This is a genomic window from Pseudomonas sp. R3-56, assembly GCF_051132075.1.
Classification (GTDB): Bacteria; Pseudomonadota; Gammaproteobacteria; order Pseudomonadales; family Pseudomonadaceae; genus Aquipseudomonas.
In genome coordinates this window covers 4,429,655-4,454,365 of record NZ_CP071657.1, presented here as the reverse complement: position 1 = coordinate 4,454,365, position 24,711 = coordinate 4,429,655, and the positions used below count along the sequence as shown (strand labels likewise).

25 protein-coding genes and 1 tRNA gene are annotated in these 24,711 nt (G+C 59.6%); 19 read left to right on the top strand and 7 right to left on the bottom strand.

Features of this window, described 5'->3' with window-relative positions:
* Positions 1-42 precede the first annotated feature (42 nt).
* From dgoD to J3P96_RS20125, 3 genes are all read left to right on the top strand, one after another.
* Positions 43-1,191 carry a galactonate dehydratase gene (gene dgoD / locus J3P96_RS20135; protein WP_434653187.1) on the top strand — a complete coding sequence of 383 codons (1,149 nt, stop codon included), beginning with the start codon at positions 43-45 and terminating at the stop codon, positions 1,189-1,191.
* 191 nt (positions 1,192-1,382) lie between these two features.
* The gene (locus J3P96_RS20130; RefSeq protein WP_434653185.1) at positions 1,383-2,693 is read left to right on the top strand and encodes an MFS transporter; all 1,311 of its coding nucleotides are present in this window, start codon (positions 1,383-1,385) and stop codon (positions 2,691-2,693) included.
* Positions 2,694-2,753: 60 nt separating this feature from the next.
* On the top strand, positions 2,754-3,557 hold the full coding sequence (locus J3P96_RS20125; protein WP_013693986.1) for an IclR family transcriptional regulator: 804 nt from the start codon (positions 2,754-2,756) through the stop codon (positions 3,555-3,557).
* 89 nt (positions 3,558-3,646) lie between these two features.
* Here the strand turns inward: J3P96_RS20125 and J3P96_RS20120 are convergent, their stop codons facing one another.
* Positions 3,647-5,311: an electron transfer flavoprotein-ubiquinone oxidoreductase gene (locus J3P96_RS20120; RefSeq protein WP_434653183.1), complete on the bottom strand. Its 1,665-nt coding sequence runs from the start codon at positions 5,309-5,311 to the stop codon at positions 3,647-3,649.
* Positions 5,312-5,858: 547 nt separating this feature from the next.
* Here J3P96_RS20120 and J3P96_RS20115 point away from each other — a divergent pair.
* From J3P96_RS20115 to J3P96_RS20065, 11 genes are all read left to right on the top strand, one after another.
* Entirely contained in the window at positions 5,859-6,608 is a 750-nt protein-coding gene (locus J3P96_RS20115) for an electron transfer flavoprotein subunit beta/FixA family protein (RefSeq protein ID WP_024776877.1), read from the top strand.
* A 2-nt stretch (positions 6,609-6,610) separates the two neighbouring features.
* Positions 6,611-7,540, top strand: coding sequence for an electron transfer flavoprotein subunit alpha/FixB family protein (locus J3P96_RS20110; protein ID WP_053123770.1), 930 nt, complete (start codon positions 6,611-6,613; stop codon positions 7,538-7,540).
* A gap of 75 nt (positions 7,541-7,615) precedes the next feature.
* Entirely contained in the window at positions 7,616-8,440 is an 825-nt protein-coding gene (locus tag J3P96_RS20105; RefSeq protein ID WP_434653181.1) for a substrate-binding periplasmic protein, read from the top strand.
* 9 nt (positions 8,441-8,449) lie between these two features.
* On the top strand, positions 8,450-8,809 hold the full coding sequence (locus J3P96_RS20100; RefSeq protein ID WP_434603286.1) for a DUF4398 domain-containing protein: 360 nt from the start codon (positions 8,450-8,452) through the stop codon (positions 8,807-8,809).
* Entirely contained in the window at positions 8,806-9,615 is an 810-nt protein-coding gene (locus J3P96_RS20095) for an OmpA family protein (protein WP_434569332.1), read from the top strand. The genes J3P96_RS20100 and J3P96_RS20095 overlap by 4 nt, the downstream gene beginning before the upstream one ends.
* A 199-nt stretch (positions 9,616-9,814) precedes the next feature.
* Positions 9,815-11,257 (top strand): PLP-dependent aminotransferase family protein, encoded by a 1,443-nt coding sequence (locus tag J3P96_RS20090; RefSeq protein WP_305496026.1) that lies wholly within the window; start codon positions 9,815-9,817, stop codon positions 11,255-11,257.
* 84 nt (positions 11,258-11,341) lie between these two features.
* Positions 11,342-11,815: a translation initiation factor 2 gene (locus J3P96_RS20085; RefSeq protein WP_434653179.1), complete on the top strand. Its 474-nt coding sequence runs from the start codon at positions 11,342-11,344 to the stop codon at positions 11,813-11,815.
* Positions 11,816-11,963: 148 nt separating this feature from the next.
* Positions 11,964-12,218, top strand: coding sequence for a YkgJ family cysteine cluster protein (locus J3P96_RS20080; protein ID WP_434653177.1), 255 nt, complete (start codon positions 11,964-11,966; stop codon positions 12,216-12,218).
* Positions 12,219-12,257: 39 nt separating this feature from the next.
* Positions 12,258-12,866 (top strand): START domain-containing protein, encoded by a 609-nt coding sequence (locus J3P96_RS20075; protein ID WP_434653175.1) that lies wholly within the window; start codon positions 12,258-12,260, stop codon positions 12,864-12,866.
* 138 nt (positions 12,867-13,004) lie between these two features.
* The gene (locus J3P96_RS20070) at positions 13,005-13,241 is read left to right on the top strand and encodes a hypothetical protein (RefSeq protein ID WP_434653173.1); all 237 of its coding nucleotides are present in this window, start codon (positions 13,005-13,007) and stop codon (positions 13,239-13,241) included.
* Between the two features lie 203 nt (positions 13,242-13,444).
* Positions 13,445-13,786, top strand: a complete 342-nt coding sequence (locus J3P96_RS20065) for a ribonuclease E inhibitor RraB (RefSeq protein WP_030137746.1) — start codon at positions 13,445-13,447, stop codon at positions 13,784-13,786.
* A gap of 78 nt (positions 13,787-13,864) precedes the next feature.
* Here the strand turns inward: J3P96_RS20065 and J3P96_RS20060 are convergent, their stop codons facing one another.
* Positions 13,865-14,683 (bottom strand): c-type cytochrome, encoded by an 819-nt coding sequence (locus J3P96_RS20060; protein WP_434658275.1) that lies wholly within the window; start codon positions 14,681-14,683, stop codon positions 13,865-13,867.
* Between the two features lie 587 nt (positions 14,684-15,270).
* On the opposite strand from J3P96_RS20060, the gene J3P96_RS20055 reads away from it, so the two are divergent.
* The 3 genes from J3P96_RS20055 to J3P96_RS20045 all read left to right on the top strand — a co-directional run bounded on the left by J3P96_RS20055 (position 15,271) and on the right by J3P96_RS20045 (position 19,463).
* Entirely contained in the window at positions 15,271-16,476 is a 1,206-nt protein-coding gene (locus tag J3P96_RS20055) for an acetyl-CoA C-acetyltransferase (protein WP_434653171.1), read from the top strand.
* Between the two features lie 26 nt (positions 16,477-16,502).
* Positions 16,503-18,644: a 3-hydroxyacyl-CoA dehydrogenase NAD-binding domain-containing protein gene (locus tag J3P96_RS20050; RefSeq protein WP_434653170.1), complete on the top strand. Its 2,142-nt coding sequence runs from the start codon at positions 16,503-16,505 to the stop codon at positions 18,642-18,644.
* Between the two features lie 84 nt (positions 18,645-18,728).
* The gene (locus J3P96_RS20045) at positions 18,729-19,463 is read left to right on the top strand and encodes an amidotransferase (protein ID WP_434653169.1); all 735 of its coding nucleotides are present in this window, start codon (positions 18,729-18,731) and stop codon (positions 19,461-19,463) included.
* 91 nt (positions 19,464-19,554) lie between these two features.
* Here the strand turns inward: J3P96_RS20045 and J3P96_RS20040 are convergent, their stop codons facing one another.
* From J3P96_RS20040 to J3P96_RS20030, 3 genes are all read right to left on the bottom strand, one after another.
* Complete coding sequence (locus J3P96_RS20040) at positions 19,555-20,526, bottom strand: magnesium and cobalt transport protein CorA (protein WP_305496018.1); 972 nt, start codon at positions 20,524-20,526, stop codon at positions 19,555-19,557.
* A gap of 135 nt (positions 20,527-20,661) precedes the next feature.
* Positions 20,662-21,384, bottom strand: coding sequence for a lysophospholipid acyltransferase family protein (locus J3P96_RS20035; protein ID WP_434653167.1), 723 nt, complete (start codon positions 21,382-21,384; stop codon positions 20,662-20,664).
* Positions 21,385-21,701: 317 nt separating this feature from the next.
* Positions 21,702-22,391, bottom strand: coding sequence for a crotonase/enoyl-CoA hydratase family protein (locus J3P96_RS20030; protein ID WP_434603302.1), 690 nt, complete (start codon positions 22,389-22,391; stop codon positions 21,702-21,704).
* A 308-nt stretch (positions 22,392-22,699) separates the two neighbouring features.
* On the opposite strand from J3P96_RS20030, the gene J3P96_RS20025 reads away from it, so the two are divergent.
* Positions 22,700-22,789 (top strand) — tRNA-Ser (locus tag J3P96_RS20025).
* Positions 22,790-22,912: 123 nt separating this feature from the next.
* Here the strand turns inward: J3P96_RS20025 and J3P96_RS20020 are convergent.
* Positions 22,913-23,062 carry a hypothetical protein gene (locus J3P96_RS20020; RefSeq protein WP_434653165.1) on the bottom strand — a complete coding sequence of 50 codons (150 nt, stop codon included), beginning with the start codon at positions 23,060-23,062 and terminating at the stop codon, positions 22,913-22,915.
* A 45-nt stretch (positions 23,063-23,107) separates the two neighbouring features.
* Complete coding sequence (locus J3P96_RS20015) at positions 23,108-23,290, bottom strand: hypothetical protein (RefSeq protein WP_434658272.1); 183 nt, start codon at positions 23,288-23,290, stop codon at positions 23,108-23,110.
* Between the two features lie 321 nt (positions 23,291-23,611).
* Between J3P96_RS20015 and uvsE the strand changes: the two genes are divergently transcribed.
* Positions 23,612-24,652 carry a UV DNA damage repair endonuclease UvsE gene (gene uvsE / locus J3P96_RS20010; RefSeq protein WP_434653163.1) on the top strand — a complete coding sequence of 347 codons (1,041 nt, stop codon included), beginning with the start codon at positions 23,612-23,614 and terminating at the stop codon, positions 24,650-24,652.
* The last annotated feature ends 59 nt before the right edge of the window (positions 24,653-24,711 follow it).

Here is a 24,711-nt window from a genome sequence, read left to right as displayed (position 1 = left end):
CCCAGCGCCCCGCGCGCTGCATCCGACAAGAGAGACAAGAAGATGAAAATCACCAAGTTGACCACCTTTATCGTTCCGCCGCGCTGGTGCTTCCTCAAGGTCGAGACCGACGAGGGCGTGACCGGTTGGGGCGAGCCGGTGGTCGAAGGCCGTGCCCACACGGTGGCGGCCGCCGTCGAGGAATTGTCCGACTACCTGATCGGCAAAGACCCGCGCAACATCGAGGACATCTGGACCGTGCTCTATCGCGGCGGTTTCTACCGCGGTGGTGCCATTCACATGAGCGCGCTGGCCGGTATCGACCAGGCATTGTGGGACATCAAGGGCAAGGCCTTGGGCGTGTCGGTCAGCGATCTGCTGGGCGGCCAGGTGCGCGACAAGATCCGCGTGTATTCGTGGATCGGCGGCGACCGCCCGGCGGACACCGCCCGAGCGGCGAAAGAAGCCGTTGCACGGGGCTTCACTGCGGTGAAGATGAACGGCACCGAGGAGCTGCAATTTCTCGACACGTTTGAAAAAGTCGACCTGGCCCTGGCCAACGTGGCGGCGGTGCGCGATGCGGTCGGGCCGAACGTCGGCATTGGCGTGGACTTCCATGGCCGCGTGCACAAGCCGATGGCCAAGGTGCTGATGAAGGAGCTCGACCCTTACAAGTTGATGTTCATCGAGGAGCCGGTGCTCAGCGAAAACTACGAAGCGCTCAAGGAACTGGCACCACTGACCAGCACGCCGATCGCCTTGGGCGAACGGTTGTTCTCACGCTGGGACTTCAAGCGGGTGCTCAGCGAAGGCTACGTGGACATCATCCAGCCGGATGCCTCCCACGCCGGCGGCATCACCGAAACCCGCAAGATCGCCAACATGGCCGAGGCCTATGACGTGGCGCTGGCGTTGCACTGCCCGCTGGGCCCGATCGCGCTGGCGGCGTGCCTGCAGCTGGACGCGGTTTGCTACAACGCGTTCATCCAGGAGCAGAGCCTGGGTATCCATTACAACGAGAGCAACGACTTGCTGGATTACATCAAGGATCCGCAGGTGTTCGACTATGACAAAGGCTTCGTGAAGATCCCCAACGGCCCGGGCCTGGGCATCGAGATCAACGAGGAATACGTCATCGAGCGCGCGGCCATCGGCCACCGCTGGCGCAACCCGATCTGGCGCCATGCCGATGGCAGTTATGCCGAGTGGTGAATGCCTGGCCGCCCACTTTCCCCCGTGGCGAGGGAGCTTGCTCCCGCTGGGCTGCGCAGCAGTCGCACAAGCATCAACTCATAAACCCAGGGGCTGCTACGCAGCCCAGCGGGAGCAAGCTCCCTCGCCACGGTAGTGACGTGACCGCTCAAGAGTTTCACCCTCAATAAACATAAAAAGAGGCACCTCACATGCAAGCGCACACCCTGAGCGCGCAGGCGTCGTTGGTGACGCCCAGCCGCAAGCGTTTTTTCATCATGGTCCTGCTGTTCATCACTGTGGTGATCAATTACCTGGACCGCAGCAACCTCTCGATTGCCGCCCCCGCACTGACCAGCGAACTGGGGATCGATCCGATCCATGTCGGGCTGATTTTCTCGGCGTTCGGCTGGACCTACGCCGCCATGCAGATTCCCGGTGGCTGGCTGGTGGACCGCGTGCCGCCACGCATTCTCTACAGCGTGGCGCTGCTGCTGTGGTCGGTGGCCACGGTGATGCTCGGTTTCGCTGCCAGCTTCATCGCGCTGTTTGTCCTGCGCATGGCCGTCGGCGCCCTGGAAGCGCCGGCTTATCCGATCAATAGCCGCGTGGTCACCACTTGGTTTCCCGAGCGTGAACGGGCCACGGCAATCGGTGTTTATACGTCCGGGCAATTTGTCGGCCTGGCATTCCTGACGCCGGTCCTGGCCTGGCTGCAGCATGCCTTCGGCTGGCACATGGTGTTCGTCGTGACCGGTGCCGTCGGCATTCTCTGGGCGGTGATCTGGTACGCGGTGTATCGCGAGCCGCGGGATTTCAAAGGCGCCAACGCCGCCGAAATCGAACTGATCCGCGAAGGCGGCGGGCTGGTGGATATCCAGGCCGAGACGGCCAAGGCCAAGGCGAAATTCAGCTGGACCGATCTCGGCATCGTCCTGACCCAGCGCAAGCTCTGGGGGATTTACCTGGGCCAGTTCTGCCTCAACTCCACGCTGTGGTTCTTCCTGACGTGGTTTCCGACCTACCTGGTGAAATATCGCGGCATGGATTTCATCAAATCCGGCTTGCTGGCGTCGCTGCCGTTCCTCGCGGCGTTTGTCGGCGTGTTGTGTTCCGGGTTCTTCTCCGACTGGCTGATTCGTCGCGGCGCCACAGTGGGGTTCGCGCGCAAGCTGCCGATTATCGGTGGTCTGTTGATTTCCACGGCAATCATCGGCGCCAATTTCGTCGAGTCGACGCCGCTGGTGATTGCATTCCTGGCCCTGGCCTTTTTCGGCAACGGCCTGGCGTCGATCACTTGGTCGCTGGTATCGACTCTGGCGCCGGCACGGCTGTTGGGGTTGACCGGTGGGGTGTTCAATTTCATCGGCAACCTGGCGGCCATCGCCACGCCGATCGTCATTGGTTTTCTCGCCAGCGGCGATTCGTTTGCCCCGGCCATCACCTACATCGCCGTTCTGGCGTTGATTGGCGCGCTGTCCTACATCCTGCTGGTCGGGAAAGTCGAGCGCATCGAGTTGTAGTCCCGAGGGGCGGGCGACCATAATGCCGCCCGTTCCCCCGCTCACTGTGAAAGGCCGGATATGCAGCAAGACGATCCAAAAATCACCAAGGACGCCGCGCCTACAGGCACCCAGACATTGCTGCGTGGCCTGGGCGTGGTCCAGGCGGTCGCCAGCGGCGCCCGTGACTTGAAGGAAATCGCCCGGCTGATCGGCACCACCCGCAGCACCACCCATCGCCTCGCCAGTTGCCTGGTGGACGAGCGTTATCTGCGCGTGGTGCCGCAAGTGGGCTATCTGCTGGGGCCGAAGCTGATCGAGCTGGGTTTCCAGGCGCGGGAAGAACTGCCGTTGGTGAGCCTGGCGGGGCCGTACCTGGACGAGCTGTCGGCGCTCACCGGAGACACCGTCCACCTGGCGATTCGCGAGGGCGACGAGGTCCTGTACCTGTTGAAAAATCCGGGCCGCAACGGACCGGAAATGCGCTCCCGGGTGGGCCACCGCATGCCACTCGCGCGCACCGGGATCGGCAAGGCGCTGATGCTCGATGATTCCCAGGAACAATGGAAAAGGCTATACGAGATCAGCCTTCCGGCGGGTGGGAAGAATCAGTTCTGGCCCCAGCATCAGGAACAGTCCTGGGAGCAGTTCCAGCAACGAATGGTGGAATACGTGGCAGGCGGCTATGCCTTCGACCTCGAAGACAACGAACCGTCGATTCGTTGCGTGGCGGCACCGATCCGCGACGCCGGCAAGCGCATCGTCGCCGGTATCAGCATCGCCAGCACCGTGCCGTACATGCCGCTGGAAAAGATGGCCGAGCTGATTCCCCTGGTCAAAGGCGTCACCGCGCGGCTGTCGGCGGAGCTGGGCGCCAAGGTCTGACGGCCGTCACGCATGGTGCTGGGGTGTTTTTTTGATGGCGGGCAACAAAAAGGCCCCCATTCGGGAGCCTTGATGTTCAGCGGATCGGCTTACATGTTCGGGTAGGTCGGTCCGCCGGCGCCTTCCGGCGTGACCCAGGTGATGTTCTGTGCAGGGTCCTTGATGTCGCAGGTCTTGCAGTGAACGCAGTTCTGGGCGTTTATCTGGAAGCGCTTCTCACCGTCTTCCTTGGTGATCACTTCATACACGCCGGCCGGGCAGTAGCGCTGGGCCGGTTCGTCGTACAGTGGCAGGTTCTTGCCGATCGGGATGCTCGGGTCGGTCAGCTTCAGGTGGCAAGGCTGTTCTTCTTCATGGTTGGTACCGGAGATGAACACCGAGCTGAGCTTGTCGAAACTGATCTTGCCGTCCGGTTTCGGGTAGTCGATCTTCTTGCAATCGGCCGCCAGTTTCAGGCACGCATAGTCCGGCTTGGTATCGCGCAGGGTGAACGGAATCTTGCCGCCGAAGACGTTCTGGTCGAGCCAGTTGAAGCCGCCGCCGACGATCGCGCCGTACTTGTGGATCGCTGCGCCGAAGTTGCGACTGGCGAACAGTTCTTCGTACAGCCAGCTGCTCTTGAAGCCATCGACATAGGCGGTCAGTTCGTCACCGCCTTCGGACTCGGCGAACAGGCGATCAGCCACTGCTTCGGCGGCGAGCATGCCGGACTTCATTGCGGTGTGGCTGCCCTTGATCTTGGCGAAGTTCAACGTACCGAGGTCGCAACCGATCAGCGCGCCGCCCTTGAAGATCATTTTCGGCAACGAATTCAGGCCGCCCTTGGCGATGGCGCGAGCACCGTAACTGACGCGCTTGCCACCTTCCAGATACTGCTTGAGCACCGGGTGATGCTTGAGGCGCTGGAACTCGTCGAACGGCGACAGAAAGGTGTTGCTGTAGGAAAGATCGACGATCAGACCGACCACCACCTGATTGTTTTCCAGGTGATAAAGGAACGAGCCGCCGGTGTTTTCGGTGCCCATGATGTCCAGCGGCCAACCGGCGGTGTGCACCACCAGGCCAGGCTGATGCTTGGCCGGGTCGATTTCCCAGATCTCTTTCAGACCGATGCCGTAGTGCTGGGTGTCGGCCTCGCTGTCCAGGTTGAAGCGCTTGATCAGTTGCTTGCCGATGTGACCACGGCAGCCTTCGGCGAACAGCGTGTACTTGCCACGCAGTTCCATGCCAGGGGTGTAGAGGCCTTCCTTCGGGTTGCCTTCACGGTCGACACCCAGGTCGCCGGTGATGATGCCGCGAACCACGCCGTTTTCATCGAACAGCGCTTCCTGGGCGGCGAAGCCAGGGTAGATTTCCACGCCCAGGTTCTCGGCCTGCTGGGCCAGCCAGCGGCACAGGTTGCCCAGGGAAATAATATAGTTGCCTTCGTTGTGCATGGTCTTGGGCACAAAGAAGTCGGGGATTTTGCTCGCCGCCTCGGCGTTTCGCAGGACATAAATGTCATCGCGCACCACCGGCGTGTTCAACGGCGCGCCGAGTTCTTTCCAGTCCGGGAACAATTCGTTCAGGGCACGCGGTTCGAACACCGCGCCGGAGAGAATGTGCGCACCGACCTCGGAGCCTTTTTCGACCACGCAGACGCTGATTTCCTTACCGGCTTCGGCGGCCTTCTGTTTCAGTCGGCAAGCGGCAGACAGGCCAGCGGGGCCGGCACCGACGATGACCACGTCGAATTCCATGTATTCGCGTTCCACAGGCTATCTCCTACTCAAGGCTCTACAGTTTTTTTCTAATTGGAGGTTTGGCGTTGCATCCGTTATTTCCTTCGCCGCGCGACGAAAGCGACAATGGATGACCCGCGCTTCTCTCTCTGAGCGGCGCATTATATCTACACCACTCTTGGGGTCCAATACAAACGTTCGTTTGAAATTGCCGCAGCCCAGATAAATCACTGACGTACGGCTTATGACCGACCATTTTGCCGTATTGACCGGAATAGGCGTTCCGGTCAATATACGGGCGGTTTTGCGCTCGCCGTAGGCTGACTGTTGGTTTCAAGAGCACCTCTAAAGACAGGGCGAAGGCAGCACAAAGTGACGAGGTGCGCGGTTCGGACGCGCAGTTTACACGCCGCGATAATGAATGACTCATCGGTCATCACTGACGAATGGTCTTCACTCCCGTGAGCAAGGTCATGTGTGGTTCATGCCGGCGTTTTTAGAGGTGCCCTTGCGCCCATGATCATCAACCGCCAGGTTCGCCCAGGCGACTTTCTTTTCACCGGAGAGTAACGAGGAATCCATGAAGGTTCTTGTAGCTGTCAAACGAGTGGTCGACTATAACGTCAAGGTTCGCGTCAAGGCGGACAACTCCGGCGTCGACCTCGCCAACGTCAAGATGTCGATGAACCCCTTCTGCGAAATCGCCGTGGAAGAAGCCGTACGCCTGAAAGAGAAAGGCGTGGCAACCGAGATCGTTGTCGTCTCCATCGGCCCGACCACCGCCCAGGAGCAACTGCGTACTGCGCTGGCGCTGGGTGCCGATCGCGCCATCCTCGTCGAATCCGCCGAAGAGCTGACTTCCCTGGCCGTTGCCAAACTGTTGAAAGCCGTTGTCGACAAGGAACAGCCACAGCTGGTGATCCTCGGCAAACAGGCCATCGACAGCGACAACAACCAGACTGGCCAGATGCTTGCTGCGTTGAGCGGCTACGGCCAGGGCACCTTCGCTTCGAAAGTCGAAGTGTCCGGCGACAGCGTTGCCGTGACCCGCGAGATCGACGGCGGCGCGCAGACGGTTTCCCTGAAACTGCCGGCCATTGTCACCACCGACCTGCGTTTGAACGAGCCGCGTTATGCGTCCCTGCCAAACATCATGAAAGCCAAGAAGAAGCCGCTTGAAGTGCTGACTCCGGATGCTTTGGGCGTTTCCACCGCCTCCACCAACAAGACCCTGAAGGTCGAAGCGCCGGCTGCACGCAGCGCGGGCATCAAGGTCAAGTCGGTGGCTGAACTGGTCGAGAAACTGAAAAACGAAGCGAAGGTAATCTGACTATGACTATCTTGGTAATCGCCGAACACGATAACAAGGCGCTGGCTCCGGCCACGCTGAACACCGTTGCTGCCGCGGCCAAAATCGGTGGCGATGTGCACGTGCTGGTGGCCGGGCAGGGCGCAAGTGCCGTTGCCGAAGCTGCTGCTAAAATTGCCGGCGTGGCAAAAGTACTGTCGGCCGACAACGCCGCCTACGCACATCAGCTGCCGGAAAACGTTGCTCCGCTGGTGGCCGAGCTGGGCAAGGGCTACAGCCACATCCTGGCTGCCGCTACCTCCAACGGCAAGAACATCCTGCCGCGCGTGGCTGCCGCACTGGACGTCGACCAGATCTCCGAAATCATCTCGGTGGAGAGCGCCGATACTTTCAAGCGCCCGATCTACGCTGGCAACGCCATCGCCACCGTACAATCGACCGCTGCGATCAAGGTCATCACCGTGCGCGCCACCGGTTTCGACCCGGTTGCCGCCGAAGGTGGCTCGGCTGCCGTTGAAGCGGTAGGCGCTGCTCATGACGCCGGCATCTCCAGCTTCGTCAACGAAGAACTGGCGAAATCCGATCGCCCTGAGCTGACCGCTGCCAAGATCGTCGTTTCCGGCGGTCGCGGCATGCAGAACGGTGACAACTTCAAGCACCTGTACGCCCTGGCCGACAAGCTGGGCGCTGCCGTCGGCGCTTCCCGCGCCGCGGTCGACGCAGGTTTTGTGCCCAACGACATGCAGGTCGGCCAGACCGGCAAGATCGTTGCGCCACAGCTGTACATCGCCGTCGGTATCTCCGGCGCGATCCAGCACCTGGCCGGCATGAAAGACTCCAAGGTGATCGTTGCGATCAACAAGGACGAAGAAGCGCCGATCTTCCAGGTGGCCGATTATGGCCTGGTGGCTGACCTGTTCGAAGCCATCCCCGAGCTGGAGAAGCTGGTCTAATCCGGCGTCTTCACTTATAAAGAGCCCGGCCTTTGGCCGGGTTTTTTTATTTCTGCTTCCGGGGAGCGTAGCGCCATGGATCTTCGCCGTTTGGCCGGTTGGTCGTTGTTGTGGACATTGGCTTGCATGCCAGGCCTGTCTGTCGCCGCTGGCAAATGTGAGCGTCTGGTCGCCACTGGCAGCCCCGATGCGCCGCCTTATCTTTGGCAAGACCCCCAGGACCCCAAACACCTGATCGGCGCTGGCGCCGAACTGCTGGAGCAGGTGGCGCAGGCGCTGGGGATCAAGATCGAGCTGCTCTACGCCGGCAAGCGTGCCCAGGCAATGGACGAGGTGCGCAGCGGGCGCATGGACCTGCTCACCGATGCTCCGCTGACCACGAACGGGCTGGAAAGCCTCGATTACGTGCATCCGGCCTTGCTGGAAAATGATTACCTGGTCTGGACCCGCAAGGATTCGACGTTGCTCATCACCCGGCCCGAGGACCTTCACGGACATCCCGGAGCCTTGTCGGAGAAGGCCCGAATGACCCAGGGATTTAGCATCTTTGCCGAGCAGAACCTAACCCTGACCCGAACACCCAACCTGACCCAGGCCTTTCAGAAATTGCTGCTGGGTGAAGTGGAATATGTCTTGGCAGGACGCTACTCGGGCATGGCGATGGCGCAGACATTGGGGATGGCCAACGATCTGCAGGCGGTACCGCAACCGGTGGATAAACCGGGATTGTTCCTCGCGGTTTCCCATAACTCAGCCTGCAACGACCCATGGTTGCGCGGACAGCTGGCGCAAAAGATGACAGAATTGGCCGCGTCCGGCCTGACGGAGGCTGTGTTGCAGCGCAATCTGGAGCGTTGGAGAACACAGTTGCAGCCACCTGTCAGTGCCCCAAAACAGTAGGGAACATTAGTGACTATTCGACCTCTTTTCGCTGCCCTGGCCGTTCTGGCTCTGGCGGGTTGTGCAGCCGATCCGGCGCCGAATGAACAGCTGCGCCTGACTGAACAGGCCATCGAGCAGGCCCATGCGGTGGGCGCCACCGCGGATGACGTGCCTGAACTTAAACTCGCCGAAGAAAAATTCGCCCGCGCCAAGAGCAACATGGCCGACGAATCCTACAAGAAGGCACGCATGCGCGCCGAGCAGGCCGAGCTGGACGCGCGCCTGGCCGAAGCGAAGGTGCTCAGTCTCAAGCGCCAGGAGCAGTTGAACGTGCTCGATACTCGAATCAAGCGCTTGCGCAAACAGTTGAGGGATGATGCCCAATGAAGCCGTCCCATGTATGTGGCAGCCTGGTCCTCGCGGGCCTCGCCAGTTTGTATGGCTGCGCCGGGCAGCGTAGCGAAGCGGCGCTGGAACAGGCCAGTGCCAGCTTCCAGAAGGTCAAGGAAGACGCCAATGTCCTGCGCGCCGCGCCCAAGGATGTCATCCGCGCCGGCGAATCCCTGGCCCGGGCCGATCGCCTGTCCAGCTATTGGGGCAGCGGCGAGGACGTCCAGCATTACGCTTACCTGAGCCAGCGCTACAGCGAGATCGCGCGGGAACACAGCAATCAGTTGCTCAACGAAGAGCGCGCGGCGAAGCTTGAGCTGGAACGCCAGCGCCTGCAATTGGCCTTGCGCGAATCCAAGTTGCTGAGCGTCCAGCAGCAAGGCAAGTGGCTGGAAGAACAGATCATGGCGATGGCCACCACCCAGACTGATCGCGGCTTGGTGATGACCCTGGGTGACGTGCTGTTCGACACCGGCGAAGCGGAACTGAAGAACTCGGCCAACCGCGTGGTGCTCAAGATCGTGCAGTTCCTGCAGCTCAATCCCAAGCGCGTGGTGCGTATCGAGGGCTATACCGACAGCACTGGCGGCAAGCAGGAGAACCTCAAGTTGTCCCGTGATCGCGCGCAGGCGGTGGCGGACGTGCTGGTGGACCTGGGGATCGATGAAAAGCGCATCCAGGTCGAAGGCTACGGCGATCAATACCCGGTGGACGTCAACGCTTCCGAGCGTGGCCGGGCCCAGAACCGTCGTGTGGAAATCGTCTTTTCCGACGAGAAAGGCCAGCTCGGCGCCGCCCGCTGAGGGTTGCGTCACTGGAAAACCCGGCCCCTGCCAAGGCGCCGGGTTTTTTTTGGTCTGAGATTGCGAGGAATGGGTACAGTTTGGGGGTGTCACTGCACTGTGCTGTCAAGTAATCTGGCAACTGTCCCAGTACACTTCTAAACTGTTCCGGTAATATTTCCCACAAGAATAAAATGCCCGTGAAATCGAGTGCTGCGTCATGACCAACCTCCTGCTCTACCAACGTATTGCTCAACAACTGGCTGAAGATATCCGGCGCGGTGTGTATCAGCCCGGTGAACGCGTACCGTCGGTGCGCAAGATGAGTTCGCAGCTCAATGTCAGTCATGCCACTGTGTTGCAGGCCTATGCCAACCTGGAAGACCAGGGGTTGATCCGGGCGCGGCCGCAGTCGGGTTACTACGTGCACCAGACGCCGGCCCTGACCGCGCCGACGCCGGACATCGCCCGGGTCGAGCGCCCCGGCCTGGTGACGCGCAGCAGCATCATCCAGCAGGTGTTGGTCGAGTCGCGTCGTGAGGGGGTCTTCCCGCTGGGCGCGGCGGTACCGAGCGTCGATTATCTGCCAGTGCGGGCTTTGCACCAGCAGTTGGCCAAGGTCACACGGTTTCACAGCCCGCGCGCCTTCAGCTACATGTTCAGCCCCGGCTTCGAGCCGTTACGACGCCAGGTGGCGATTCGCATGCGTGATGCCGGAGTCGTGGTCGACCCCTCCGAAGTGGTGATCACTCATGGCTGCGTCGATGCGTTGCAAATGTCGCTGCGCGTGCTGACCCGGCCGGGGGATTTGATCGCCGCCGAGTCGCCGACCTATTACGGTTTGCTGCAGTTGGCGGATCTGTTGGGACTCAAGGTGATCGAGATCCCCAGCGATCCTGTCACCGGTATGAGCCTTGAAGCCTTGCAGCTGGCGGCCAACCAATGGTCGATCAAGGCGTTGGTCCTGACCACGCGCCTGAGCAATCCCCTCGGCGGCACGATGCCCGAGGAGCGGCAGAAGCAGCTGCTGCGCCTGGCGTCGGATTTCGACATTCAGATTGTCGAGGACGACATTTACGGCGAACTGATGTTCGAGCAGGGGCGTACCAAGGCACTCAAGGCGTACGACCGACTGGATCGGGTGATCTACTGCTCGAGTTTTTCCAAGACCTTGTCGCCGGGTGTGCGCATCGGCTGGATGATTGCCGGCAAGTTCCAGCAAGAGATCCAGCGGCTGCAAACGTTCAGTACTCATTCGGCGTGCAGCGTCACGCAGATGGGCATCGCGGCGTACCTGGAAAACGGCGGCTACGACCGGCACCTGCGCTACATTCGCCAGGAGTACCGCAAGAACCTCAGCGCCTTTCAACTGGCTGTGCAGCAGTATTTTCCCGAAGGCACGCAAATGAGTCGTCCTACCGGGGGCTTCATCCTTTGGGTCAGCCTGCCGGGACGGGTCAATACCCAGGAGTTGCACGTGCGGGCGCTGCAGCAGGGCATCAGCATCGCCCCCGGGCTGATCTTCAGTAACACCGAGCAGTTCAATCACTGCATTCGCTTGAACTGCGGCACGCCCTGGAACCGCGAGGCCGAGCGGGCCCTGATGACGCTGGGGCTGTTGGCCACCCAGCTGTGCCAGGAGACCGCGAGCGGGCTCCTTTAAATTCAAGCGCTTGGATGGACATGCTTGTCAGCGCTCGATTAACAGGCGAGCATGGGGCTTGTGTCGTAACTGCCATCGAGTCCAATGAAAGCCATTGTCCCTGCCGTCTGGGTTTTGCTTGGCCTGTTGACTGCCTTCCATTCAGGAGGCGTCGTGGCGGCTGCGGCACAGGAAAAACCCGCGGCCAGCGCCACGAAGAATCCGGGCAAGGCACCCGCAGCGGTGAAAAAAGCCCCCGCGAAGAAAACCGCGAATACCAGAAAAAAACGTGCCCCCGTCGCCTCCAAAAGCAAATCCGCTCGCGAAATTGCCAAGACCCGACTGCCACCGGCGAAGCTCGATTTGAGCTTGCCCAATGAAATGGTCGAGGAGCTGAAGCCCCCGGGAACTGTGCCGCTGCCCAAGCGTGAGCCGTTGTTGCCGCCCATGTTCGGCGATAAGCCTGGGCCGTTCCAACTCAACGGGCGTTTGTTGAGCAACGAAATGCAGCTGCCGTTGCGCAACCAGGAGCGCAACGAAGTGGAAGGCGCAGCGCTGGAGTTCGAATTCAAGCAGTAGGCATTCATTGCGCCTGCAACTCGTCACTGACTGCTCGGTCATCGCGTCATGAACGAAAAAACACCCATCCAGTAATTTGAAACGTTCGTTTTAGCCGTTACTCTCTGTCCTGTTATCAACCATTACCTGCCGTGAGGACGTTGTCGTCATGAAATGCCGCGAGGGCTGTGGCGCCTGCTGCATCGCCCCCTCCATCAGCTCACCCATCCCGGGGATGCCTCAAGGCAAGCCGGCGGGCGAGCGTTGCGTGCAGTTGTCGATCGACAATCTGTGCCTGATATTCGGCCGGGCCGATCGCCCCGCGGTGTGCTCGGCGTTTGAGGCTGACATCGAGGTCTGTGGCGACAGCAGCGAAGAAGCCATTCGACTGATCGGTTGGTGGGAGCAAGTCACGGCAGCGTAATGCGTCAAGATCGGAACTTCGAAAACAAGGAAAACAATTATGGGTTCGCTGCATCGTATGGCTGTGTTGTGTGGTTTGACCGTTTTGTTGGCCACGGCTACCGCCCAGGCTGAGGATTGGCAGGTTGCCAAGGAAAAGGAAGGGATCAAGGTTTCACTTAGTGAAGTCAGCGGTTCCAAGTACAAGGCCTACCAAGGCGTGACCGTCATGAAGACCACCATGGCGAAGTTGCGAGCCTTGCAGGAAGACGTATCGGGTGCCTGTGCCTGGATTCATGAATGCAAGAGCCAGAAGCTGCTCAAGCACGAGGGCGGCAAGAGCTGGACCTACACTCAATTCAACACGCCATGGCCGGTCACGCCCCGTGACTCAGTGCTGGAGGTCACTACCGTCGAAGGCGCGGATGGCAGCCTGACCCGCAACCTCAAGGGCGTGCCCGCTTACGCACCTGAAGAAAAAGGTTTCGTGCGAGTGGCACAAGTCGACGGTTTCTGGAAATTCACTCCCAAGGGCGCGGATCAGGTCGAGGTGATTTACCAGGTCCATACCGAGCCGGGGGGCGACGTTCCGTCCTGGCTGGCTAACAAGTTCGTGGTGGATGCGCCGTTCAATACCCTTAAAGCATTGAAAGAACGCGCCGAAAAATAGCCCTGGTCACTCCAAGAAAAACCGCCCTTGAGGCGGTTTTTTCGTATGTGCCGTCAACGAGCTCAGCGGAACGATTGTTTCGCCGCCAATGTCGAGATAGAGGTAAGCCAGGCCATTCCATCGAGCAAGGAGACACTGATGCAAAAGTGGGAAATCACCTTCGTTGACGATCACGGCGAAACGATCGCCGAGCAGTTTGATTACGCCCAGGAGCCCACGATGGAACAGGCTGCACAATTGATTCGGGAAAAGCTGGTACCTCTCTCGAAAGAGCTGGACCTCAACGACCTGGAGGGCCGCACCGACGACCCCACGGTCAAGAGTCTGAAAACCCAGAACAGCATTGAAATCATCAGCATTAAACCGGTTTCATGAAATTCATTGTCTGGTCCCGCTTGGCAGTCGCACTGACTTGACGCTACTCTGCAATCGAGATCAGCGAAAGGATCGCGAAGGTCCGGTCTTGTCAGCTACATGCTTGTGTCCCGACGGTCATTTGATGCCGTATCGCTTGTAACCGCTGGTTGCATGCACGGGAAGACGGAAAGTCTATCCATCGGTTCTGAGGAGGACGTTTCATGAGCACAGCCTATCAAGAAGATATCAGCACCAGCGTATTGCGCCGCATGAAAGAAGGCGGTTTCGATTTCTCCCAATTCCATCCCATCGAGTTCTACGCCATTTTTCCCGACGAGGAACGGGCGCGCAGGGCGGCAGGTCACTTTCGGGGAGAATCGTTGAATGCGCAGATCAGCGCTCGGGAAGATGGTGCCTGGTCACTGGAGCTGAGCCGGGTGATGTACGCCACCTATGATGATATCGGCGACTTCGAACTGAATTTCGAAGCGGTGGTTGAGCCACTGGGTGGCATCATTGAAGGGTGGGGCGTCAAGCAGGAGATCCGTCGCCTGCAGGCCTGATACTTACTTTCTGCAGCACAGCAACGGCTGACTTTGTGTCGGCCGTTTTCATGTAGCGCTCTTGTGGCAATCAAGCATCTACGGCTGCTTGCGTCCCGCCATATGCTTCAAATATCCCACCAGCAAATCAAGCTCCGCATCCGGCAGCACCGCCGCCGAGAATCCCGGCATCTTCCCTTGAGGCCAGCGCCGCAGGCTCTGCGGATCCCGTATGTAACGCTTGAGAAAATCCCCCGAGAAGTACTCGGTTGGATTGAAGGGAATGTTCAGGTCCGGGCCGAACTGGGCATCACCTGCACCGTTGAGGCGGTGGCAGGCCAGGCAGTTTTTCTGGAACAGCGCAAAACCCTGATTGATCGGATCGTCCTTGGCCAGGCCTGCGGCGGGCAGCAGGGCAGGGAAGCGCTCGGCCACTGCGGACAGGCGCTTGATGCTCGCCAGCGCGTAGGGCCACTGTTCGGGGCTGATATGTCCCGCCTGGGGATCGGTCCAGACCAAGTAAAAGGGCCCGGCACTGCGCTTGCCCTCGCCCAGCGACGGCCAGGGGGCTGCTGGGTCTTCGATCGCCAGCCACGCACGGGCGCCATTCTGGTTGAGCAACGGGGCAGCGGGCATTTCGGCGGCAAAGCCATCCAGCGCCACGGCCTGCAAATGGTCATCCGGCTGGACGCCGGTCAACAACGCCGTGAGGGGGACGGCGCGATAGCTCATGGGTTTCTTGTAGGAAACGTCTTCATTGATCCGGACCGTTCGAGCTTCAGGATGCTTGAGCAGTTCCTCGGTTTGCCAGGTGCGTGCCTGCGTGCCCAGTTCGAGTACGAGTTGCGCGGCAAATAGAGGCGTGCTGAGCAGCAGCGCCCCGATTGCAATGAGAGCTTTCAATGAATCGCCTTCCATGTCGAGAGGGAAGCGCAAAGGGTGGCAGAGCCACCGTCGCTTGAACAACGACCCTCGTGCATTTGCTGGCGATGGCACCACGCCCCGGATTCAGCCGATAACCTTGGTGATATTCGGCAAAATCAACAGCAGCGTAGTGGCAAAGAGGATGAGTCCGGCTTGACGAACTTTCGAATGCTTGAACATGGCTGACCCGCCTTTTTTGTTATTTCCTGAGGCCAGCCTGCGTAGCTCCGTGGCGGCTGGCGTTGCACTTCCTGTTTGAAACTGGCTGACAAGCGCCTCGGCAAAACCCGACGACTCTCTTGTACAGGGTTTACATTAGGGGCCGCAGCCGCGTTGGCTTAGATCCAATTCGTATGAGTTCGAAGCTGATAGCTGTTAAACAGGCATGAGGCTTATTGCCAGCTACTTGCCGGCCCTCTTGCTAGACAGCTTGCTCACCTGAAACGGTTAACCCGATAGCACGCTACCGTTCGTCTGAGCGTGGCTGTCAATGCAGTTGAGCGCTGGGGTCATTGAATCCGGCGCCGCTGGGCTTAAGGTTGGAGGTGTTCGCATTACGTCGATGATGGTTCGAGGATGTCATGACCCAAGCTTTGATTTTCGATGCATTACGCACGCCCCGCGGCAAGGGCAAGACTGATGGCGCCCTGTACACCGTCAAGCCGGTGAACCTGGTCGCCGGCCTGCTCGACGCGTTGCGCCAGCGCATGGACCTGGACACCCGTCACGTCGATGACATCGTGCTCGGCTGCGTGACTCCGGTAGGCGACCAAGGCGCCGATATTGCCAAGACGGCGGCCCTGGTGGCGGGCTGGGACGTCAGCGTGGCGGGCGTGCAACTCAACCGTTTCTGCGCCTCGGGCCTTGAGGCGGTGAACCTGGCGGCGATGAAAGTGCGCTCCGGCTTCGAGGACCTGGTGGTGGCCGGTGGCGTGGAGTCGATGTCGCGGGTACCGATGGGCAGCGATGGAGGCGCGTGGGCGCTGGACCCACAATCGAACCTGCAGGGTCATTTTGTCCCCCAGGGCATTGGCGCGGACCTGATCGCTACCTTGGAAGGTTTCAATCGCGAAGATGTCGATACTTTCGCACTGCAATCCCAGCGCAAGGCCGCGCGGGCCCGGGACGACGGATCGTTCGCTAAATCCCTGGTGGCGGTGCGGGACCAGAATGGCATCGTGCTGCTGGACCACGACGAGTTCATCCGTGGCGACTCGACCCTCGAAGGCCTGGGCAAACTTCGGCCGAGTTTCGAGGCGATGGGCCAGATGGGCTTCGACGCGACGGCGTTGCGTGTCTACAGCCATGTCGAACGAATCAACCATGTGCACACCCCGGGCAACAGCTCGGGCATCGTCGACGGCGCGGCGCTGATGCTGATCGGCACCGAGGCAAAGGGCCGCGAGCTGGGCCTGGAGCCCCGGGCGCGAATCGTCGCCACTGCGGTCACCAGCACCGAGCCGACCATCATGCTCACCGGCCCGGCCCCGGCCACCCGCAAGGCCTTGGCGAAAGCCGGGTTGCGGGTGGAAGACATCGATCTGTTCGAGGTCAACGAAGCCTTCGCCTCGGTGGTGCTCAAATTCATCAAGGACATGGCCATCGATCCCGCAAAGGTGAATGTCAACGGCGGTTCTATCGCCATGGGGCACCCACTGGGTGCCACCGGGTGCGCAATTCTTGGCACTTTGCTCGATGAGCTGGAGGCGCGTCGCCTGCGTTACGGCCTGGCGACGCTGTGTGTCGGCGGCGGAATGGGCGTCGCCACCATCATCGAACGCCTCTGAGCCCTCGACACCAAGGAACACTTTTAATGACCGAAGCCATTCGTTACGAAACCGGCCAGGACCGGATCGTTCTCCTGACCCTGGACATGCCGGGCCAGAGCAGCAATACCATGAACGCGATCTATCGCGAGGCGATGGCCGCCTGCGTGGCGCGTCTGTTGGCCGAAAAAGATTCGATCGCCGGGGTGATCATCACCTCGGCCAAGAAAACCTTTTTTGCCGGTGGCGACTTGAACGAGCTGGTCAGGGTCGACCCATCCGAAGCCCAGGCGTTCTACCAGATGGTCCTGGGGCTGAAAGCGCAACTGCGCGCCCTCGAAACCCTCGGTGTACCCGTTGTCGCGGCGATCAATGGTGCGGCCTTGGGCGGCGGTTGGGAAATCTGCCTGGCGTGTCATCATCGCGTAGCGCTGGACCATCCATCGGTGCAGATCGGCTTGCCGGAGGTCACCCTCGGCCTGCTGCCGGGCGGTGGCGGTGTGGTGCGGATGGTGCGGGTGCTGGGTCTGGAAAAGGCCTTGCCGTATCTGCTCGAGGGCAAGCGACTTGGCCCGCAGCAGGCGTTGCAGGCCGGCTTGATCGACGAGCTGGCGGCGGATCGCGACGAGCTGCTGGCCAAGTCCCGAGCCTGGATTCTCGCCCATCCGGAGGCGATCCAACCTTGGGATTTGAAGGGGTATCGGCTTCCAGGCGGGACCCCGTCCGACCCGAAAGTCGCCCAGATGCTGGCGATCGCGCCTTCGATCCTGCGCAACAAGACCCAGGGCTGCTTGCCGGCCCCGGAAAGGATTCTCTGCGCTGCAGTAGAGGGCGCGCAGGTGGGATTTGACGCGGCGCATCTGATCGAGACGCGCTATTTCACCGAGCTCGCCACGGGACAAGTGGCGAAGAACCTGATCGGCACCTTCTGGTTTCAACTCAACGAGATCAAGGCCGGCAGATCACGCCCACAGGGTGTTGCGCCTTATCTGACAAAAAAAGTCGGGGTGCTTGGTGCGGGCATGATGGGCGCCGGTATCGCCTGCGTCAGCGCGGTGGCCGGCATCGACGTGGTGCTCAAGGACATCGACCTGGCCGCCGCACAGAAGGGCAAGGCACGCTCGGCGGCGCTGCTGGAAAAAAAAGTCGCGCGCGGCCAACTCACCGAGGAACAACGCGACGCCACACTGGCGCGGATTCACCCTACCGACAACGATGCCGAGCTGGCCGGTTGCGACCTGATCATCGAGGCCGTCTTCGAAGACCGTTCCCTGAAAGCCCAAGTGTCGGCAGCAGCCCAGGCGGCAGCGGGGCCTGAGGCGGTGATCGCTTCCAACACCTCGACCCTGCCCATCACCGGCCTGGCCGAGGCGGTGCCGGACGCGAGCAGATTCATCGGGCTGCACTTCTTCAGTCCGGTGGAAAAAATGCCGCTGGTGGAAATCATCAAGGGGGCCGGGACCAGTGATGAAACCCTGGCCCGGGCTTTCGATTTTGCCCGGCAGATCGACAAGACGCCCATCGTGGTCAACGACAGCCGTGGTTTTTTCACTTCGCGGGTGTTTGGCACCTTCATCAACGAAGGCATTGCGATGCTCGGCGAGGGCGTGAGTGCGCCGATGATCGAAACCGAAGCGCGCAAAGCCGGGATGCCGGTCGGGCCCCTGGCTGTTTCTGACGAAGTTTCCCTCGGTTTGATGAGCCATATCCGCGCTCAAACCGCCAAAGACCTGCACGCAGAAGGGAAAGCGCCTACAGAGCATCCTGCATTCGCCGTGATCGACCTGCTTGATGAGTACAAACGACCAGGCAAAGCGGCCGGAGCCGGTTTTTATGACTATCCAGCCCAAGGGCAGAAGCATCTCTGGCCGGAGCTCAAGAGCCGTTTCGAGAAAGCCGATGGGCAAATCCCCGCGCAGGATATCCGCGATCGCCTGCTGTTCATCCAGGCCTTGGAAACTGTTCGCTGCGTAGAAGAAGGCGTCGTCACTTCGACGCCGGATGCCAATGTCGGCTCGGTATTCGGCATCGGTTTCGCGGCCTGGACTGGTGGGACGTTGCAGTTCATCAACCAGTACGGTTTGCCGGCATTTATCGCTCGTGCCCAGTACCTGGCCGAGCAATATGGCGAACGTTTCTCACCGCCGGCCCTGTTGCTGGAAAAAGCCGCCAGCCGGGCGACGTTCTGACGGGGAGGGGGCTTGCCTTGGAGCGGTGTTTCAAGGCAGGCTCTGGAGTGTGCAATATTCCCATCATCGTGTCAGGTATTTTTTATGTCGTTACGCATCTGCATTCTGGAAACCGATATCCTGCGTCCGGAACTGGTCGAGCAATATCAGGGTTACGGGCAGATGTTCCAGCGCCTGTTTTCGCAACAGCCCATTGCGGCGGAATTTGTCGTATACAACGTGGTAGAAGGGCAATACCCCAGCGATGACGAGCAATTCGACGCCTACCTGGTGACCGGCAGCAAGGCCGACTCCTTTGGCAGCGACCCCTGGATCCAGACGCTCAAGACCTATCTGATGGACCGCTACCAGCGTGGCGACAAATTGCTGGGCGTCTGCTTTGGTCATCAGTTGCTGGCCTTGTTGCTGGGTGGCAAGACCGAGCGCGCCAGCCAGGGATGGGGTGTTGGCACCCATCGTTACAAACTCGCGGCAAAGGCGCCCTGGATGAGCCCGGTGATGGAGGAACTGACTTTGTTGATCAGTCATCAGGACCAGGTCACCGAACTGCCGGAAAATGCCACGGTCATCGCCTCAAGCGATTTCTGCCCATTCGCGGCCTATCACATCAATGAACAGGTCCTGTGCTTCCAGGGCCACCCGGAATTCATCCATGATTATTCCCGGGCCCTGCTGGAAATTCGCCAGCAACACCTCGGCGAGCAGATCTACAGCCAGGGCGTGGCGAGCCTTGAACAGGAGCATCATGGCACCACGGTAGCCGAGTGGATGATGCGTTTCGTCGCCCACAAACCCCAAGCTGAAGCTGCCCAAGGCTGATTATCCGGGCCATCCCACATTTGATCAGCAGATCAAATGTGGGAGCGAGCCTGCTCGCGAAGACGGCCACGCAAATCCCACCGGCAAATCCCTACAACCATCCCGATCGCTTGAAACTCGCCCACAACGACGTACACCCCACCCCGATAAACCCGAGCACCAGGAAATACCCGTAGTGCCAGGTCAACTCCGGCATGTTTTCGAAGTTCATCCCATAGATCCCGGCCACCGCCGTTGGAAACGCCAGGATCGCCGCCCACGCTGCGAACTTGCGCTGCACCACGCTCTGGCGCGAGGCTTCCAGCAACACGCCGATCTCGATGGTCTGGCTGGCGATGTCCGCCAGTGTCGCCAGGTCTTCCATCTGCCGGGTGACATGAATCTGCACATCGCGGAAATACGGAGTCATGTTCTTGTCGATGAACGGAAAGTCCAGGCGCTGCAGCTCTTCGCTGATTTCCACCATAGGTGCCGCATAACGACGCAGGCGTAGCACGTCGCGGCGCAGACTGTGCAGGTTCTGGATATCGCGCTCGTTCAAGGCGCTGCACAGTACGTTGCGCTCCAGTTCATCGATCTCGGTGTGGATGGCTTCGCCGACGGGCTGGTAGTTCTCGATGACGAAATCGAGGATGGCGTAGAGGACAAAGTCCTCCCCATGCTCCAGCAAAATGGGACGCGCCTCACAGCGCTGCCGGACATGTGCGTAGGACGCCGAGTGGCCGTTGCGAGCGGTGATGATATAGCCCTTGCCGGCGAAGATATGGGTCTCGATGAATTGCAGTTTGCCGTTCTCGCGTACCGGCGAATAGGTGACGATGAACAGCGCATCGCCAAACGTCTCCAGCTTGGGACGGCTATGTTTCTCCATGGCGTCTTCAATTGCCAGTTCATGCAGGTTGAACTGGCGTTGCAGGTTGGTCAGTTCCAGCGTGCTGGGCTCTTCGAGGCCGATCCAGACGAAATGTCCTGGTTTTGCAGCCCAGGCGCTGCCTTCGTCGAGGGTGATATTGGTGACTTTCTTACCGGCGCTGTAAACCGCAGCAGCAACGACTCTACCCATGATGATGGTTCGCTTCTTCTTGGAAATTGGCAGTGGTAGGCAACGTGCAGCTTAGCGCGCCATGGTCTTTGAGAGTCAGCAAAATGCGCCGAGTTCGGTGCAAAAGAAAACCCGCCGTGAAGGCGGGTTTTTGGTTTACGCGACGCGCAGTTGCCGGTCCAACGTCTCGATACATTCACGCATCTGTTCGCGGCATTGGGCGATGAGGCGGGGCATGTCATCCATGCTCAGGCCAGCGGTAGGAATGGCTGGCAACGAACGAATGAGAATGTCACCGGCGTGCCAGCTATCCAGGCGCATATGCTTGATATAAGTGCTGACGCACACCGGGATAATCGGCACCCCGGCGGCAATCGCCATCTGGAACGCGCCTTTCTTGAAGGGCAACAGGTCTTCCCCCAAGTTGCGCGTCCCTTCCGGGAACACCCAGATGGACGTGTTTTCATGCTGCAATGTATGGGTGGTGGTCAGCATCGATTTGCGCGCCTTGATCGCATTGCCGCGATCAATCAACACGTTGCCCGCCAGCCAGAACAGTTGGCCGAACAACGGCACCCACTTCAGGCTCTTCTTGCCAATGCACACGGTACGACGCGGCACCACGTTGCCGAACACGAAAAGATCGTAGTTGGACTGATGATTGGCGATGATCACGCAGCCGTGAGTCTTGTTGACCAGCGTGTCGACCTCAGTCTTGACCCGCAGGCGTAGAAACCACATCGCAGGCAGCGCGTACAACCTGGCGCATATACGACTGTTGTCAGGATTGAATGGCCGGCACACACCCAGGATCACGCCCAGCACACCTGCCAGAACAAAATGCAGGCCCATCAAACACATACGCAGTGCAAACAACATCAACAGGCCCCATCGGGACAAAAGGTGGCGCAGTGTACGGATGTGCACTGTTTTCGGCAATTGCGCCTGTAGAGGGAGGAGATAGACGATGTTTAAGCGTATGTTTCTAAACGACGCGTAAGAAGCGGGATAGAGCGGTTACCGATTCCCAGTAACTTACATGGGAAGCTTCACCGGTCCCGTGGCGAGGGAGCTTGCTCCCGCTTGAGTGCGAAGCGCTCATGAAAATGGGCCTGCTACGCAGTCCAGCGGGAGCAAGCTCCCTCGCCACGGGTATGTTGTTTTTCTAGGTGAGCGATATCGTCTTTAGCCAACGTTCAGCCCGTGTATTCCTGATCCAGCAGAATCGCGCTGTCCAATGCATCCAGCAACGCCTTGCGAACCTTGAGCTTGGTGTTCTTGTGGGCGGTCATGTTGATCTTCTTCAGCTGACGCGCTGCCTCCAGTGCTGCAGCTTGCAACTCGTCAGCCGCGACCACCTTGTCGAGGAAACCGGCATCCACGGCGCTCTGCGGATTGAACATCTCGCCATTGATCACCGAGCGGTGGAACGCAGACTTGCGCAAGCGATCACGGGCCAGCTCGATACCGGCGTGGTGCATGGTCATGCCGATCTGCACCTCGTTCAGCCCGATGGTAAACGGCCCCTCCACACCAATGCGGTAGTCCGCCGACAGCAGCAGGAACGCACCCTTGGCCACCGCATGCCCAGGGCAGGCGACAACGACGGGGAAGGGGTGCGACAACAAACGACGGGCCAGAGTCGAGCCAGACGCGACCAGACTGACTGCCTCCTTGGGGCCGGCGGTCATCACCTTCAAATCGTAACCGCCCGACAGAATCCCCGGTTGCCCGGTAATGATTACCACCGCGCGATCAGACACTGCCTGGTCCAGCGCAGCGTTGAATGCGACGATCACATCAGGCGAAATGGCATTGACCTTGCCATTGTTCAAGGTCAGGGTCGCGATACCGTCTTCGAGATGGTAGGCAATCAGGTCGCTCATGACGCTATTCCTTGTAAGAGAAGTGAAGCAGACGTTACCCACCGCCGCAGGTCAGGTAAAGCGCCGTGACTGACTCACCGGTCAGCGCCGCCCCGCCCAAATCTCGCGAGGCGCCCAACAGCCAGCGCTTGCCCTCGTGGAGCCGCCCATAGCCGAAGCCGGAGTTTGGCCGGTTTGCCCTGCCTCGCCGCGTCCGAAATACCCGACCGGCCTTAACCGCATGAAAATTCTGAAAAAAACCTTTGCCATCGGAAAGGCTTTCGACTACATTAGCGCGCCTCGACAGACTGAACAGTTTGCCGAGACACGGTGAAGTGTCCGAGTGGCTTAAGGAGCACGCCTGGAAAGTGTGTATACAGGAAACTGTATCGAGAGTTCGAATCTCTCCTTCACCGCCACATTCTACAAACACAAACCCCTGATTTTCCTAGAGAAAGTCGGGGGTTTGTGGTTTTTGGTCCTTAAAAAAGGGCGACATGGGACATCTTGGGAACATTGGCTTTTTCTGCCGCATTTGCCCTTCAGCTCGCGCCACCCGTGTACTTGCCCCATTGCCCACTCTGAGCCAGCCCTACCAGTTCGGCCATTTGCTGCCTGGTATAGCCGAGATTGATTTTCAGGCGCGCCAATGGGTCCGCGGAGCGCGGACTGTACTGCTCTATGGTTTTCATTTGGGCTCAAGGTAAGAAGGCCCCGCGTTTGCAGGGCCTGTCAGGTTAGAGGAATTTGATTAGCAGCGTAGTGACGGTGGCCACCGTACCGATCAGGCCGGTGGCAACCGCGACTGGATACCAGAACGTTTCGCGAGTCATCTTGCCCGCTTCGGCGTTGAGCTTTTTGGTCTCAGCCATCAATGTGGCAATTTCGACATGGACCTTTTCCAATTCTGCGCCGTTCATACTGAATTCCTGCATGGTGTTCGTCCTTTCGGGGTCACCACGGGTCGCGCTCTGTGCGCTGCCCTGAGATCCATATTGTCCTTTAAGGTACGGCTGCGAGTTTTTTCCTGCCCCGAGTATAGCCATTTGAATTCATCGCGGCTCGCCGATCAGCGTGTACTTGGGTTTCAAGGTATGCCGAGCGCATCGCAATCGGTTTTTCTTGGCGGCGCCAAGCGTGGTCAACAGGTCGCCGAAAACAGTTTTCATCGAGCCAATCAAAAAGGACAACTCAGCCTTCAGAATGTCTACCGCCAATACGGATGACGGCCAGGACCTCCCATGACCCACCCCCGAATCGGCTTCGCCTGCCAATACCGGCACCCTGATCGCGGCCTTGCTGCGAGTGCGTTAAAGACCATCGAAGCGCCATACAACCCCCGCACCACGACGTTACGCTGGATGGATGGCGTCCCTCTCCAAGTCGCCCGCGACAAACTGCTTGAAGTCGTGACGCACAATCTCGACGCACAGCTGCGCCTCATCGCCTACGTTGCCGAGCTTGCGCCAACCCTGCGCATGCTTCGATTGAGCAGTGATCTGTTGCCGTTCTACAGTCATCCGAAGGTGAGTGCTTTCTATCAGGACCCGGCCATTCAAAACCAGCTGGAAGAACGCTTCGCTGTGATTGGCAACCTCGCGCGTTCGGCGGATATCCGGCTGTCCTTCCACCCTGGCCAGTATTGTGTGTTGGGCTCGGATAAACCGGGTGTGGTGGAGAACAGCATCGCCGAGTTCGAGTACCACGCCGACATGATCCGGATGATGGGTTACGGTCGGCGCTTCCAGGACTTCAAATGCAACGTGCACATCGCCGGGCGCCTCGGGGGCGAGGGGATCCGTTCGGTCTGGCCGCGGTTGTCGGAGGTGGCGCGCAATTGCATCACCTTCGAAAACGAGGAGAAGACCTACGGCGTCGATGATTGCCTGCAACTGGCTGACCTTGCCCCCGTCGTGCTGGATATTCATCACTGTTGGATCAACGAGAACGATTACATCGCACCGGACTCCCCGCGAGTCGAACGCATCATTGAAAGTTGGCGTGGGGTTCGGCCCACCATGCATTATTCGCAGCCGCCGGAGCGATTGCAGGAATTGGGTTTCGATGCAGGCAAAAAGCTCGAGATGGATGCGTTATTGAAGGTGGTGTCCAAACGTGACTTGTACGGTCACAGTGATCAGATGTGGAATCGCTGGACCAACGAATACGCGCTCAAGTTTCTCGACCGTTTCGACATCATGTTGGAGGCGAAGGACAAGAATCTGGCTGCGCAGGCATTTTATGAAGATGTCGCTCGGCCTTATCTTCATCCCTCCGCATAGATCAAACGACCTGCGAACAGCATCAGGCAACCCCACAGCAGTATCGAGCAAAAGCCTCG

Excerpts from the sequence above, each read along its gene's own strand:
- dgoD (WP_434653187.1), top strand. The coding sequence starts at position 43 with ATGAAAATCACCAAGTTGACCACCTTTATCGTTCCGCCGCGCTGGTGC.
- J3P96_RS20130 (WP_434653185.1), top strand. The coding sequence starts at position 1,383 with ATGCAAGCGCACACCCTGAGCGCGCAGGCGTCGTTGGTGACGCCCAGC.
- J3P96_RS20125 (WP_013693986.1), top strand. The coding sequence starts at position 2,754 with ATGCAGCAAGACGATCCAAAAATCACCAAGGACGCCGCGCCTACAGGC.
- J3P96_RS20115 (WP_024776877.1), top strand. The coding sequence starts at position 5,859 with ATGAAGGTTCTTGTAGCTGTCAAACGAGTGGTCGACTATAACGTCAAG.
- J3P96_RS20110 (WP_053123770.1), top strand. The coding sequence starts at position 6,611 with ATGACTATCTTGGTAATCGCCGAACACGATAACAAGGCGCTGGCTCCG.
- J3P96_RS20105 (WP_434653181.1), top strand. The coding sequence starts at position 7,616 with ATGGATCTTCGCCGTTTGGCCGGTTGGTCGTTGTTGTGGACATTGGCT.
- J3P96_RS20095 (WP_434569332.1), top strand. The coding sequence starts at position 8,806 with ATGAAGCCGTCCCATGTATGTGGCAGCCTGGTCCTCGCGGGCCTCGCC.
- J3P96_RS20090 (WP_305496026.1), top strand. The coding sequence starts at position 9,815 with ATGACCAACCTCCTGCTCTACCAACGTATTGCTCAACAACTGGCTGAA.
- J3P96_RS20085 (WP_434653179.1), top strand. The coding sequence starts at position 11,342 with ATGAAAGCCATTGTCCCTGCCGTCTGGGTTTTGCTTGGCCTGTTGACT.
- J3P96_RS20080 (WP_434653177.1), top strand. The coding sequence starts at position 11,964 with ATGAAATGCCGCGAGGGCTGTGGCGCCTGCTGCATCGCCCCCTCCATC.
- J3P96_RS20075 (WP_434653175.1), top strand. The coding sequence starts at position 12,258 with ATGGGTTCGCTGCATCGTATGGCTGTGTTGTGTGGTTTGACCGTTTTG.
- J3P96_RS20070 (WP_434653173.1), top strand. The coding sequence starts at position 13,005 with ATGCAAAAGTGGGAAATCACCTTCGTTGACGATCACGGCGAAACGATC.
- J3P96_RS20065 (WP_030137746.1), top strand. The coding sequence starts at position 13,445 with ATGAGCACAGCCTATCAAGAAGATATCAGCACCAGCGTATTGCGCCGC.
- J3P96_RS20060 (WP_434658275.1), bottom strand. The coding sequence starts at position 14,683 with ATGGAAGGCGATTCATTGAAAGCTCTCATTGCAATCGGGGCGCTGCTG.
- J3P96_RS20055 (WP_434653171.1), top strand. The coding sequence starts at position 15,271 with ATGACCCAAGCTTTGATTTTCGATGCATTACGCACGCCCCGCGGCAAG.
- J3P96_RS20050 (WP_434653170.1), top strand. The coding sequence starts at position 16,503 with ATGACCGAAGCCATTCGTTACGAAACCGGCCAGGACCGGATCGTTCTC.
- J3P96_RS20045 (WP_434653169.1), top strand. The coding sequence starts at position 18,729 with ATGTCGTTACGCATCTGCATTCTGGAAACCGATATCCTGCGTCCGGAA.
- J3P96_RS20040 (WP_305496018.1), bottom strand. The coding sequence starts at position 20,526 with ATGGGTAGAGTCGTTGCTGCTGCGGTTTACAGCGCCGGTAAGAAAGTC.
- J3P96_RS20035 (WP_434653167.1), bottom strand. The coding sequence starts at position 21,384 with ATGTTGTTTGCACTGCGTATGTGTTTGATGGGCCTGCATTTTGTTCTG.
- J3P96_RS20030 (WP_434603302.1), bottom strand. The coding sequence starts at position 22,391 with ATGAGCGACCTGATTGCCTACCATCTCGAAGACGGTATCGCGACCCTG.
- J3P96_RS20020 (WP_434653165.1), bottom strand. The coding sequence starts at position 23,062 with ATGAAAACCATAGAGCAGTACAGTCCGCGCTCCGCGGACCCATTGGCG.
- J3P96_RS20015 (WP_434658272.1), bottom strand. The coding sequence starts at position 23,290 with ATGAACGGCGCAGAATTGGAAAAGGTCCATGTCGAAATTGCCACATTG.
- uvsE (WP_434653163.1), top strand. The coding sequence starts at position 23,612 with ATGACCCACCCCCGAATCGGCTTCGCCTGCCAATACCGGCACCCTGAT.